The sequence below is a fragment of the Ochrobactrum sp. EDr1-4 genome, assembly GCF_049199085.1.
Taxonomy (GTDB): Bacteria; Pseudomonadota; Alphaproteobacteria; order Rhizobiales; family Rhizobiaceae; genus Brucella.
This window is the reverse complement of sequence record NZ_JBLZOF010000001.1, coordinates 1,140,245-1,153,963: the sequence shown is the minus strand read 5'-3', so window position 1 is coordinate 1,153,963 and position 13,719 is coordinate 1,140,245. Positions and strand designations below refer to the sequence as shown.

The following is a 13,719-nucleotide window of genomic DNA, read 5'->3' as shown; positions in this document are numbered from 1 at the left end:
TCACTCCTTTATTTTGCTTGCGGCATCCACCAGCCGGTGCGCGCACCGATATGCATGTTGAGCGTCTTGGTCTCGGTATAATCCTCCACCGCATGACGACCCAATTCGCGGCCCAGACCCGACTGGCGATAACCACCAAACGGCAGTTCCGGCGTGCCGTCCATGAAGGTGTTCATCCAGACAGTGCCAGCCCGCACCTTGCGGCCAATGTTCATGCAAGTGTCGAAATCGCGGCTCCACACGCCGGCCGACAGGCCATAATCAACCGCATTGGCAATGGAGATCGCCTCATCCACTGTATCAAAAGACAGCACCGACAGAACCGGCCCGAACACTTCTTCACGCGCAACGGCCATGTCGGCTTTCACACCTGCAATAATGGTCGGTCCCATATATTGGCCAAGACCGAGATCCAGCACATCACCACCATGGGCAATTGCTGCACCTGCCTTTTTCGCCTGATCCACATAAGCGCCGACCTTGCTCAAATGCTGTGGCGTAATGATCGCGCCCACTTGCGTGCTGACATCGAGCGGATCGCCGACGATCACTGTCTTCGACAGATCAGCGACGCGCCCAACAATCTCATCGACAATCGAGCGATGCACGATCAGCCGCGAACCGGCATTGCAGCACTCGCCCGCATTGAACCATGCGCCGAACACGGCAGCATCGATAAAGGCATCCATATCCGCATCCGGAAACAGGATTTGCGGATTCTTTCCGCCAAGTTCCAGCGACACTTTCTTCAGCGTCTGCGCCGCATTGGCCATGGTGAGCTTGCCCACACCAGTCGAGCCGGTGAACGATACCATGTCCACATCCGGATGCGTGCTCATATGCTGGCCAACGTCCGCACCGGTCCCGGTGATGATGTTGACGACACCGTCAGGGACGCCTGCTTCAGCCAGAATTTCGCCGAGTAACAATGTTGATCCGGAAGTCAGCTCCGAAGGCTTAACGACTGCCGTACAACCCGCAGCGAGTGCGAATGGCAGCTTTTGGCCCACGATCAGGAACGGGAAATTCCACGGCGTAATGATCGACACAACGCCAATTGCCTCGCGCAGCACGACGCCGAGCGTCCCATCGCCCAGATTATTGTAGCTCTCGCCATGCAGATCGCGCGCCAGTGCTGCCGCATAGCGCCAAATATCAACTGATCCTGCAATCTCACCACGCACCTGAGAAATCGGCTTACCCGCTTCAATTGCATCGAGATAGGCCAGCTCTTCGGCCCGCGCTTCGATCAGATCGGCAGCTTTGAGCAAAATCAGCGAACGCTGCGAAGCCGTTTTAGACGACCAGCGCCCGTCATCGAAAGCCTTACGCGCGCTCGCAACCGCGCGCTCCACATCGGCTTTATTGCCAGCAGGATAGCGGCTCACGGTAACGCCATGGCCGGGAGCCACACGCTCGATTGTCTCACCGCTCTGGCTTCCAACCCATTTGCCATCAATCAGCATGGAGAATTCACGGACTTCCAACCCATTCAGCGGCTGTGGCTTTACGACAATGCTCATTACCATTTTCCTTCAAAATTCGCTTCGCGCTTTTCGGTAAACGAGCGCACGCCTTCGTTCAGATCGCCGGTCTTGGCGACGAGGATGGAACCTAGCGCCTCGACTGCGCTGCCATTATCCTCGCCATTGGCGACCGACAGCATCAGTTTGGAAATCTCAAGCGCAGCCGGTCCGCGCTTGGCCACCCGCAACGCACAGTCCTGCGCGGCTTGCAGAGCTGCACCCGTCTCCACCACATGATCGACCAACCCATGCGACAGCGCTTCGTCTGCGGTAAACATTTCGCCACCCAGCACCATGCGGCGCACGATCTGCGCACCGAAACGGCGCACAAGACGCTGCGTGCCCGACCAGCCGGGGATCATACCAAGCGATGTTTCCGGCAGGCCGATTTTTGCTTGTCGCTCTACAATGCGGATATCGGCGGCACCTGCCAGTTCCAGACCACCACCCAAAGCATGACCATTCATCGCTGCGATTAGCGGCACACGCAAAGTCGCAAGCCGCTCGAACACACGATGACCGTAGCGCACCCAGGCATGGCCGAATTCTGCCGGTTCCATGCCGCCCCAGGCCTTGATGTCGCCGCCTGCGGAAAAAGCCTTGCCTTCGCCAGTCAGGATCGCAACGCGCACGGTGCACTCCGCTTCCACCCGATCACAGGCCGCAGACAATTCCTGCAAAAGCTCGATATCAAACGCATTGAGCTTTTCGGGCCGCTTGATGGTCATGACGGCGATGTGGTTCTCGATCGAGATATCTATCCGTTGAGCCATTTATGCCTCCAGCTTTCGCGCAGGCTTTTGCTGCAATTCAAGCCCGATCGGCTCGTCACGGAACAGTGCCTCATCCATGAGTTTAAGCTGGTCCGAAACAATCAGCGGAAACTCGGCCTGGTCCAGAATATGCGTCTGCAAATCCACACCCGGCGCAATCTCTGTGAGCACAATGCCCTCTGGCGTCAGCTTCAAGACGGCGCGTTCGGTGACATAGGTGATATCCTGTCCCTGCTCGACGCCACGCGGACCGGAGAAGGTGACATGCTCAACTTCATTTACGAGCTTTTTAAGCTTGCCTTCCTTCTCGATCACCAGCTTACCGTCAGCGACCGACAATTTCGCCCCTGCATTGAACATGCCGGAGAAAACGATCTTCTTGGCCCTTGCAGTAATATCAACAAAACCGCCAGCACCAGCCGTCACATGCGGACGGAATGACAGCTTCGACACATTGACCGAGCCGTCGCGTCCGATCTCAAGGAAGGACAGAAGCGAGGCGTCGAAGCCTGCGCCCTGAAAATAAGTGAACTGATAGGGTGACGGCATATAAGCATCGGCATTCGACGCACAGCCAAAGGCAAAATCGAGAAGTGGCACGCCGCCAACTGCACCCTGCTCAATCACCCATGTTACGGCCCCATGCAGACCTTCTTCCAGCAAAATGCGCGGCACATTGGCGGAAATACCGAAGCCAAGATTGACAGCACTTCCCGCTTGCAACTCCTGTGCGACACGCCGCGCAATCGCCTTTTGAATATTAAATTCAGGCAAGCGGAACGTATCAAGCGGACGGAAAATCTCGCCGGAAATTGCCGGATCGTAAAGTGTCTGCGTTGTCTGTTTCTGATCAGGATCAACGACAATATAGTCAACCAGAACGCCCGGAACGCGCACATCATGCGGTTTCAGCGTGCCTTCCTTGGCAATGCGCTTCACCTGCGCAATGACGATGCCGCCATTGTTGCGCGCAGCCAGCGCCTGATCCAGCCCACCAAGATAAGCACCCTCATGTTCATAAGTGAGATTGCCGCGTTCATCGGCAGTGGTGGCGCGGATGATCGTCACATGCGGCACGATATTGGGGAAATAGAGCCAGTCCTCACCTTCAAAACTGACCCGCTTGACGACCGGCTCCTCACGCGCCTTGTCGTTCATTGCCGATCCCTGACGCTTGGGATCAACGAAAGTATCAAGCCCCACTTTGGTCAGTACACCGGGACGCTTAGCAGCTGCCTCACGATGCATGTCGAACAGAATACCAGACGGTATATTATAGGCCGGAATCTCGTTATTGGTGATCATCTGCCAGATCAGCGGCGGCTCAGAACTTGATGGCCCTGACGGATAAGAACCACCGATGATCTTTTTAAGAAGCCCCTTTTTGGCGATGTAATCAACGCCCTTAATGCCGCTCATATCGCCCGCAGCAATTGGGTGCAGCGTGGTGATATTCTGGGGATGACCGGTTTCATCAAACCGTTCGCCAATGGCTTTCAGCATCATATCTGGACAGCCAAGACCGCTCGATGAAGAAACCGAAACAACAGCATTGTCGGGGATGAGTGCGGCTGCTTCAGCAAATGAAATATGTTTGCTCATTATGTTCACAGTCCTGAATGAACGGTCGTGGCCTTGCCGGTCTTTGCAGCCTCAAGCACGGCAAGCCCGGTCGCCAGCGACCAGATGCCATCCTCCAGTGTGGCTGATGGCTGGCCTTTGCCCGCAATCGCATTATGGAAGGCCAGCAAGGCGGTTTCGTAGAGATTCTTCTGGTCGAGCGGCAATTCGTGCTCGCCATCCTTGTCACGCAGAATGACGGTTCCCACGGGCTTCTGCGTCATGACATTGCGTGCAATGAGCGAGCCTTCACGCCCATGCACTTCAAAACCGGTTTCCGCATATTTGGTGGTGAACGCATCGTGGAACTGAGCAATCGCGCCGGAGGAGAAGCGCAGCACACCCATCACACCGTCTTCCAGCCCTGCGCCGCTTAAGCCACCCTGCTGGCTGAAAGCCACAGCTTCGACCGGGTCTTCACCCAGCACAAAGCGCAATGTGTCAGCATCATGCACTGTAATATCGAGGATCACACCACCGCCCGCATCAGGGCGTTCAATGCGCCAGCCTTGCAAATGGGGCGGCAGATAAACCGCATGAAAAACCCGCGCGCCCAGCACCTTGCCGATCCTGCCTTGAGAGATCGCATCACGCATGGCGAGGTGGCTTGCAGCATTGCGCAAGTGATGGTTGGTGCCCGCCACAACGCCCGCTTCACGCACTGCTTTCAGCATTTCGTGGGCATCGCCAATCGTCAGCGCCAGCGGCTTTTCACAGAGGATGTGCTTGCCTGCTTTGGCGGCAGCAATCGCCTGATCGCGGTGCAGTTCATTGGTGGTGGAGATATAGACAGCGTCGATTTCCGGATCAGACAACAGCGCATCAAGGCTTGTCACCGAGCGGCCAATACCGTTCTCGCGTGCATAGGTTTCGCCACGCTCAGCATTGGTGCTGTAGACGGAAACGACTTCGCCGCCAGTGGCGCGAATGGCACCGATCACCCATTCTTTTGCAATGGTGCTTGCGCCTATAAGGCCCCACTTTGCCATGCGAATTTCTCCTCCTTTTTAGATTGCGCACCACAACTTGCACGCACCGCAAGACGCACCGCCAAGCGCTGCGCCTCCGCCTCCACCCGTTCCGAATTGATTTGTTTAAGCAAAAGCTGCGCCGCACGTTCTCCCAAACCTTGCGGATCAACAGCCACAGTTGTCAGTGCCGGAACAGCGGTCTTTGCTTCGATCACATCGTCAAAACCGACCACTGCGAAATCCCGGCCTGGTTCCAGATTTGCAGCGCGCAAACCATCGCAGACTCCAAAAGCCACAGCATCATTGAAGCACACTGCTGCCGTCGGCTTCATGCCGTGCCGCAACATGCGCTCAACTGCTTCAACACCGCCTGCGCGTGAAGGCGCAGACGTGAAGACCAGCGCATCATCAAACGCGATGTCCGCCTGCTCAAGCCCCGCACGATAGCCCGCAACGCGTTCAGCAAAAACAGCGGTATCAGCATAGCCGCCCATGAAAGCGATTACGCGATGCCCCAGCGACACCAAATGCTCAACTGCCTTTGCCACGCCGCCGCGATTGTCTGAAACAATGGACGACACACCCGATCCCGGCACATCACGCACCATCTGAACAACTGGCAGGCCACTTTTTGCTAATGGTTTCAGATCACTAGCCTCGGTGCCACGCGCCGGCGAAACAATCAGCCCTGCAATGCCATGCTCACGCATCGAAGCAATCACCTCACGCTGGCGATCAATGCTTTCCGCTGTATTAGCGAGAAACTGCACATAACCTGCCGACTGCATGACACGATCAACACCTACGGCAAGCTCGGCAAAGAAGCTGTTTGTCAGATCATTGACCACAAGCCCGATGATCTTCGATTTCGACTGCCTGAGATTGGCGGCTGAGCGATTATAGACATAGCCGAGCTTCTCAATCGCTTCCTGAACCTTAGCCCGGGTCTCGGCATGAACCAGAGGACTATCGCGCAGAACAAGCGATACAGTCGACTTCGACACGCCTGCTTCGCGTGCGATATCGATGACCGTGATGCTGCTCTTGCTCATATCCGTCTCCTGTTCCCTTAAGTTAATTGGAACGATCCAAATTTGTCAACTTTTTTAGTAAACACGGAATTGCCATATTGTTAACATCAGCTTGCCTTAATTTTTGAAGCATTTTGCAATGCTAAAATGAAAAATCAGGCTCTGGAATCGCATTTTTTAAGCATCTTCTTGAAATTTGGAACGATCTAAATTATTCATGTCGTCGTGGAGTTGGAGGACTGACATGTATGCATCGTCGGAAAATATGCTGAGCCTGCCATTCGCAGATGGTGGTATAAAACCCTATCGCTTGATTGGCACCCCGACGCCGCGCCCTGCATCTCCTCCGCGTTTTAACCGCATTGCCTATGCAGCCGCGCATGTTGTGTCAGATCCCCTTAGAGACCGTAATCCATGGAACGACCCAGCGATTGACTGGGATGCGACCATGGCCTTCCGGCATCATCTCTGGAGCCTCGGCTTTCAGATTGCGGAAGCGATGGACACCTCGCAGCGCGGCATGGGTCTCAACTGGGCTGGCGCTCAGGAATTGATCCGCCGCTCACTAGCAGAAAGCAAAACCGTAGCAGGCGCTGATCTGGCCTCTGGCGCTGGCACCGACCATCTTGATCCGTCTGAGGCAAAAAGCCTTGATGACGTGATCAAGGCCTACGAAACTCAGGCTGAATTCATCGAAAAACACGGTGGTCGTTTCATTCTGATGGCCAGCCGCGCGCTCGCCCGCATTGCAAAATCACCTGATGATTACGCAAAAGTTTACGGGCATATTCTCTCCAATGCCCGCGACAAGGTCGTACTGCACTGGCTGGGCGACATGTTCGACCCACAACTCAAAGGTTACTGGGGTTCAGACAAGTTTGAAGACGCGCTTGATACGGTCATCAGCATTATAGAGGCCAATCGCGACAAGGTTGAAGGCATCAAGATTTCACTGCTCGAAGAGCGCTACGAGATCGCACTGCGCAACCGGCTCCCTGATGACGTCCTCTGTTTCACGGGCGATGATTTCAACTATGCACCGCTGATCGAAGGCGATGGCAACAAGCACAGCCATGCGCTGCTTGGCATTTTCGACGCCGTAGCACCACAGGCTTCAAGCGCTCTCGCCGCTCTTGCCGATAGCGACAATGCCCGCTTCCGCGCAATCATCGAGCCAACAGTGCCTCTGTCACGCAAAATCTTTGAAGCACCAACGCAATATTACAAGGCAGGCGTTGTGTTTCTCGCCTGGCTCAACGGGCACCAAAGCCATTTCACCATGCCTGCAGGAATGCAATCGGCACGCGGCATTTTGCATTATGCTGATATTTTTCGCCTCGCAGATCAGGCGCACGTGCTGGATAATCCAGAACTTGCAATCATCAGGATGAAAACTCTGCTGGCTATTTACGGTGTGAAATAAACCAGCAAAGATAATATTCATATATATTTATGTTAAGTAAATTTATCATCTCTTAATAAGCAATAATTAAAATGAAAATCAAATATACTCTATTCAAATAACATATTTAATATCAATTATTTATAATAATAACATATATTTCAAATAGTAAAAATTAACTTGATTTTTACATTTCAATCAAACAAAAATATCAAAACTAACGACTATCGGTTTGTTGTATTTAAATTATAACAGTCTTGTGTAGAGATGAGTTAAATTTATGTTAGTAAATAAGATAATTCTAAACTCATCAATACTTGTATCACTGAGTTCTTATGCATTTGCAGAAGCTCCTGTTTATGAGGTTCATGGCTCATTTGGAGGGGCTCGTGCTGATGCGGTCAGTGTGTCTGCAAACGGAAAAGTATTTGGCGTGCGCCGTATGTCTTCCAGTGGCGCTTACGACAAATCATTTATCGTCACTCCAGACGGAATAACGGATATCGGATCACTCATCGACGCTGGTGGAACCGCACTCATGGCCGTCTCGGCAAACGGGGTTGCTGCAACAGGCATCAGCAATATCAACGCAACAGAAAGCCACGCTTTCTGGTGGTCATTCGATACAGGCATGATCGACATAGGCACGCTCGGAGGAGCTGCTTCTTATGCCAACAGTATTTCATCAGACGGAAATGTCGTTGCGGGAGATAGCCAGACCAACAATAACGCAACAATTGCTTTTCGATGGACACCTCAAGACGGAATTTTAAGTCTTGGTACTCTGGGTGGAGAGGTATCTTTCGCAAATGCTGTGTCCGCTGATGGCAGCACCATTGTTGGATATTCAGCAATCGAAACTTTTGAAACAAGAGCATTCCGCTGGACACAAGCTTCAGGAATGTTCAGCCTCGGAAGTCTTGGCGGCAATAACTCAACAGCCCGGGGTGTTTCATCCGACGGATCAGTTATCGTCGGAACCAGTGATACCAGCGACGGCCAACAGCATGCATTCCGTTGGACGACGCAGACCGGAATGGTCAATATACATTCGCTTCTGGGTTCTCAACAAAGCATCGCAGATTTGGTTTCTGGCGATGGAAATGTTGTCGCCGGAGCGGCCATTTTCGATAACGGCTTTAATCAGGCATTTCGCTGGACCGCACAAACGGGGATGATTAGCCTCGGCTCGTTTGGCGGGGGGATTTCTCAGGCTCTGAGCATGTCCGCTGACGGCAGTGCCGTGGTCGGTTACAGCTATACAGACACTATGGCAATGCATGCCTTCCACTGGACCGCACGTGACGGCATGGTCGACCTTGGAACCATTGGCGGCACCAGCGCAGTTGCATGGGATATTTCTGACGACGGCAGCGTCATCGCAGGAATGGCGGAAACGGCAGATGGCGATCTTCATGCGACCTTGTGGAAATTCCCCAAACGTGAACCTGCTATTGATCCAGTGATCAACCCTGGAACCCCGCCAACTGATCCCGGGGCTGAGCCGAAACCTGAAACCGGAGGCGGAACCGATCAGGGAACAACACCTGAAGAAAATCCCGGCACTGGCCCCATAGCTAGTCCATCGCCAACTGAACCATCAATTGAGGCGCCTGTGATCATCGACGTCGATCACACGGTTGCCACAGTTCTTAAGCTGGCCAATATTGGTTTCTCCGCAATGGAAGCGCAGCGCCTCACACTCAATAAATTGCAAGGGGTCTGCAATGTAGATGCAGCAGGTAAGACCTGTTTCACGCAATTCACGGATTTTAGCGGATTTGGCGATCAGCGAGACCTCTTATCTGGCTTAACTCTGGGCCATGGCTTTACAGAAAACTTCTCAGCTGGTTTGACGCTGGCGCATTCATTCTGGCGTCAGCAACCAGACGGTTATAATTCCGGCAGCGACAATTTCGGCGGCGGCGCTTATGCGCAGTGGCAAGACAAGACCAAATCCGGCGAATGGTATATGCGTTTTAGCCTCGCCGCCAACCGCTACGATGCCGATATTATGCGACCCCGCCTGAACTATACCGAAGCCGGAACCGGCGAAAGCCGCGTGCAAGGCTGGAGCACGACGCTGGAAGCCGGACGCACTGAAAATCTAAACTTTAACGATGCGCATTTCGGCTATTATGGTGGCCTTCGTTATAGCGATGTATCCATGGACGGCTACACCGAAACCAATGCGGAGTTTCCGTTCACATATAGCGATATGACCTATCGGCTCACGACTGCTTATGCAGGAGCCAATTATACGGCAACGCTCAACAACCGGCTTCGCTGGTCCGCCAATATCGAAATCGAACAAGATCTTTCGCACGACGATCCGGAGTTTAACGCAAGAGCAGACTATATCGGCGGACTGGTATTCAGCTCTGACTTTGCCCACACTCGAGGTTCGGCATCCACAAGTCTGATCTATGCTATCAATGACACAGTCGATCTGTCATTCACGCCCTATCTCATTCGTACTGCAACCCGGGAAAATGCGCTTGGAGCAACCGCCAGAGTTTCTGGCAGGTTTTAAACGATCCTCTTAAACATGTCAGAACAAAGGTTTGCACCCAATAAAAAGCCTCGCAGAATGTTATCCTGCGAGGCGGTTGTGCGTCTCGAAAACTGTGAAACAGCTTTCGGGATGCGCTCTGATAAAGCAACTCAGCGCCAGCCGAGAGCGGGTGCCACATGCTTGAGGATCGCCTCAATCACGTGCGCATTGTATTCCACGCCAAGCTGGTTTGGCACAGTAAGCAAAAGCGTATCGGCTTCAGCAACCGCTTCGTCCTGTGCAAGCTCTTTGATCAGCGCATCCGGTTCAGCCGCATAGGAGCGACCAAAGATAGCGCGGGTATTCTCATCGATATAGCCGACAGAGTCCTGATCTTTGCTGCCACCACCAAAATAGTCGCGGTCGCGATCATCAACCAGCGCAAAGATGCTTCGGCTTACTGAAACACGTGGCGTTCTGGTATGCCCGGCCTCTTTCCAAGCTTCACGATAAGCACGAATTTGCGCGGCCTGCTGGACATGGAACGGCTCGCCCGTTTCATCATCTTTCAGCGTCGAGCTTTGCAAATTCATACCAAGCTTTGCAGCCCAGCGTGCTGTTGCATTGGAACCGGCACCCCACCAGATACGATCGCGCAAGCCTTCCGAATACGGTTCAAGACGCAACAGGCCGGGAGGGTTCGGAAACATCGGACGCAGGTTTGGCTTGGCAAAGCCTTCGCCTTTTAGCGCGTCAAAGAAAACCTCACCATGTTTACGGCCCATATCCGCATCGCTTGCGCCGTCTTCAGGCGCATAGCCGAAATAGCGCCAGCCATCGATCACCTGCTCTGGCGAGCCACGGCTCAGACCAAGCTGTAAGCGGCCTTGCGAGATAAGATCGGCGGCACCCGCATCTTCCGCCATGTAAAGCGGATTCTCGTAGCGCATGTCGATAACGGCCGTGCCAATTTCGATCTTGCTGGTTTTTGCACCAACAGCTGCCAGCAGCGGAAATGGCGATGCAAGCTGACGGGCAAAATGATGCACGCGGAAATAAGCACCGTCTGCGCCCAGTTCTTCAGCTGCAACTGCCAGATCAATCGACTGCAAAAGCGCATCACTTGCCGAGCGGGTGCCCGACTGTGGCGAAGGCGACCAATGTCCGAATGAAAGGAAACCTATCTTTTTCATATTCATTTTCCTCAAGTGCCCGTTCTGTGAGCGCCCGTCCTGTGCGTGGGGAGGCACTTTTAAAGTGTTCTCGCAGAATATGGCTCTGCACGATAGCCATTGAAAGTGGGCTGAACACAGTGTTCATGAAACAGAATATAGCGGCGTATTAAAACAGGTAATGCGGACACGTTGACAGTCTATACGGACCCGATTAAGCCTTGTTATCAGGTGGATAAACCTTCAATTCCGGCAGATAGCCGTTGTTGAACATTCGGGTGTAAGCCAACAAAATGCCTTCACAGGCAACGCACCAAAACAGGGGAGATTTTTCATGCGTTCTATGCTTCTGGCCTTGCTGGCCGCAACAGCTCTTGCCACGTCGGCGCAGGCTAAGGATGTGACGGTTGCTGTCACTGCTATCGTCGAACATCCGGCACTCGATGCTGCGCGCGACGGTGTTAAAGATGCGCTGGCTGCTGCTGGCTTCAAAGAAGGCGAAAACCTCACCTTCGTCTATCAGTCGGCACAGGGCAATCCGGCAACCGCCGCACAGATCGCACGTCAGTTTGTTGGTGATGGCCCGGACGTCATCGTTCCAATTTCGACACCTTCGGCTCAGGCTGTTGTTTCTGCAACGCGTGATATTCCGATTGTCTTTACCGCAGTTTCCGATCCGGTTGGCGCGCAGCTTGTCAAGGACATGGCAAAGCCGGGCGGCAACGTCACGGGCCTTTCCGACATGTCGCCGGTTGTCGAGCACATCAAGCTCATCAAGGAAGTAATGCCGAACATCAAGAAGCTCGGCTATCTCTACAATTCCGGCGAAACAAACTCGGTTTCACTTCTTGCAGCACTGAAAGAAGCCGCGAGCGCTGAAAACATCGAAATCGTTGAATCGGCGGCCACTAAGTCAGCAGAAGTTCAGGGTGCAGCCCGTGCGCTCGTTGGCCGTGCCGATGCAATGTATGTCCCAACCGACAACACCATCGTTTCAGCGCTTGAAAGCGCTGTCGGTGTGGCGGAAGAAAGCAAGTTGCCACTGTTCACTGCTGACACGGATTCCGTGAAGCGCGGTGCCGTTGCAGCTCTCGGCTTCAACTATTACGATGTTGGCAAGCAGACCGGCGAAAAGGTCGTGGCCATTCTGAAGGGTGAAAAGCCGGGCGATATTCCGGTTGAAATCGCCAAGGGTACCGATCTGGTCATCAATCTTGGTGCAGCCAAGAAGATGGGCGTTGAATTCCCGCAGGCTGTCATCGACCGCGCCACCAGCAAGATCGACTGATTGCGATCTATATTGTAAATGAGAAGGGCGGGATCAATTCCCGCCTTTTTATTTTAAACCTGTCGAGTTTCTGAAATGCCCGCAATACGCATCCTTCCAGCCGATGACAACACCAATGGCTGGAGCAAAATTCTTAGCCCTCGCGCCCCGAATGCATCGCTGAAAGGTGACATCAAGGCTAACTGGATTGTACTTGGAGCGGGTTATGCAGGTGTGGCTGCGGCGCGACGGCTGGCAGAGAACCGCCCGAACGACCAGATAGCACTGATTGACGCGCAGGAAGTCGGCAAAGGCACGTCAGGTCGGGCAGCCGGCTTTGCGATTGATCTGCCGCATAATGTCAGTTCCTCAATGGAAGAACTGGCGAAGTCTCATAGCTATCGCGCACTAGCGCGTGCAGCGATTGATCATCTGAAACAGCAGGTTGATCAGCATGGTATCGACTGCGACTGGCGGCAGGATGGCAAGTTTCACGCTGCCGTCTCCGATCAGGGTATGCGTGAAGTTCTGGAACCAACGGTTAAAGAACTCGAACGCCTCAAAGAGCCTTTCGACTGGCTCGAAGGCGATGCTTTGGCCAAACGACTCGGAACAAATCATTTCAAAGCGGCGATTTTCACTTATGGCACATCGCTGTTAAATCCGGCTGCTCTGGTGCGCGGCCTTGCCGACAGCCTGCCGGACAATGTGACGCTTTATGAGAATTCGGCTGTTACCAAAATTGATTATGGCGAGCGTATTCTCATCACCACGGCAAAAGGCAGCATTCAGGCGCCAGCGATGATCCTGACTGTCAATGGCTTTGGCGAACAGTTCGGTTTTTTCAGACGAAAACTGCTGAATTTCGCAGCACATGCCAGCCTCAGCCGCACGCTGACCGATGCTGAATATAAAGCGATCGGCGAAGTCGCTCCGTGGGGGCTGACACCTGCAAATTCCTTTGCTGGCATCACCATGCGCCTGACATCGGACCGACGTATTCTCGTTCGGCAGAATGTGCATTTCTGCCCGTCGCTGCGTCAGTCGGATGCGCGCCGTGAAACAATCAAGCGTGAACACAAACGCCTGTTTGACGAGCGTTTCCCGGTGCTGGCTAATGTGAACATGGAACATACATGGACAGGTTTTATCTGCCTGTCACGCAATGGCGCTCCGGGGTTCGGGCAGATTGCAAAGAATGTTTACACATCGCTTTGCCAGAACGGTGTCGGCATCACCAAGGGCACTATCGGCGGTATTCTCGCAGCCGACATGGCCTGTGATATCGACAATTCGCTGATTAATGACATGTTGAAACTGGGATCCCCAACCGAACTTCCGCCACGCCCTTTCCTTGATATTGGCGTTCGTGCGCGTTTTGCATGGGAGTTGTGGCGCGCACGCGGAGAAGTGTAAGCTGAAATAAGCGCCTCAAATGTTGTAACACGCCCACAGAACGCGGC

At 53.5% G+C, this 13,719-nt stretch carries 10 protein-coding genes; 4 read left to right on the top strand and 6 right to left on the bottom strand.

From position 1 onward, the window contains the following. Nucleotides 1–8: 8 nt before the first annotated feature. Genes ACOZHT_RS05660 through ACOZHT_RS05640 form a run of 5 tightly spaced genes read right to left on the bottom strand, consistent with a single transcriptional unit; the run spans nt 9 to nt 5,942 of the window. Nucleotides 9–1,529: an aldehyde dehydrogenase family protein gene (locus tag ACOZHT_RS05660; protein WP_339509068.1), complete on the bottom strand. Its 1,521-nt coding sequence runs from the start codon at nt 1,527–1,529 to the stop codon at nt 9–11. Beyond that, complete coding sequence (locus ACOZHT_RS05655; protein ID WP_339509069.1) at nt 1,523–2,299, bottom strand: enoyl-CoA hydratase/isomerase family protein; 777 nt, start codon at nt 2,297–2,299, stop codon at nt 1,523–1,525. Before ACOZHT_RS05655 ends, ACOZHT_RS05660 begins: the two co-directional genes overlap by 7 nt. Continuing rightward, complete coding sequence (locus ACOZHT_RS05650; protein WP_339509070.1) at nt 2,300–3,901, bottom strand: acyl CoA:acetate/3-ketoacid CoA transferase; 1,602 nt, start codon at nt 3,899–3,901, stop codon at nt 2,300–2,302. A gap of 5 nt (nt 3,902–3,906) precedes the next feature. Continuing rightward, nucleotides 3,907–4,908 carry a Gfo/Idh/MocA family protein gene (locus tag ACOZHT_RS05645; RefSeq protein ID WP_421565365.1) on the bottom strand — a complete coding sequence of 334 codons (1,002 nt, stop codon included), beginning with the start codon at nt 4,906–4,908 and terminating at the stop codon, nt 3,907–3,909. Then, a complete protein-coding gene (locus ACOZHT_RS05640) occupies nt 4,887–5,942 on the bottom strand; it encodes a LacI family DNA-binding transcriptional regulator (RefSeq protein WP_339509072.1) in 1,056 nt (351 codons plus the stop codon). The genes ACOZHT_RS05645 and ACOZHT_RS05640 overlap by 22 nt, the downstream gene beginning before the upstream one ends. A gap of 223 nt (nt 5,943–6,165) precedes the next feature. Here ACOZHT_RS05640 and ACOZHT_RS05635 point away from each other — a divergent pair, with 223 nt between their 5' ends. Then, nucleotides 6,166–7,344 carry a dihydrodipicolinate synthase family protein gene (locus ACOZHT_RS05635; RefSeq protein WP_339509073.1) on the top strand — a complete coding sequence of 393 codons (1,179 nt, stop codon included), beginning with the start codon at nt 6,166–6,168 and terminating at the stop codon, nt 7,342–7,344. Nucleotides 7,345–7,603: 259 nt separating this feature from the next. Then, the gene (locus ACOZHT_RS05630) at nt 7,604–9,856 is read left to right on the top strand and encodes an autotransporter domain-containing protein (protein WP_421565364.1); all 2,253 of its coding nucleotides are present in this window, start codon (nt 7,604–7,606) and stop codon (nt 9,854–9,856) included. Between the two features lie 131 nt (nt 9,857–9,987). On the opposite strand, the gene ACOZHT_RS05625 is transcribed toward ACOZHT_RS05630, so the two are convergent. Then, nucleotides 9,988–11,010 carry an LLM class flavin-dependent oxidoreductase gene (locus ACOZHT_RS05625; protein WP_339509075.1) on the bottom strand — a complete coding sequence of 341 codons (1,023 nt, stop codon included), beginning with the start codon at nt 11,008–11,010 and terminating at the stop codon, nt 9,988–9,990. A gap of 313 nt (nt 11,011–11,323) precedes the next feature. Here ACOZHT_RS05625 and ACOZHT_RS05620 point away from each other — a divergent pair, with 313 nt between their 5' ends. Both ACOZHT_RS05620 and ACOZHT_RS05615 read left to right on the top strand, forming a co-directional pair. Next, nucleotides 11,324–12,277: an ABC transporter substrate-binding protein gene (locus tag ACOZHT_RS05620; protein WP_339509076.1), complete on the top strand. Its 954-nt coding sequence runs from the start codon at nt 11,324–11,326 to the stop codon at nt 12,275–12,277. Between the two features lie 75 nt (nt 12,278–12,352). Continuing rightward, nucleotides 12,353–13,672, top strand: a complete 1,320-nt coding sequence (locus ACOZHT_RS05615; RefSeq protein ID WP_339509077.1) for an FAD-dependent oxidoreductase — start codon at nt 12,353–12,355, stop codon at nt 13,670–13,672. Nucleotides 13,673–13,719 lie beyond the last annotated feature (47 nt).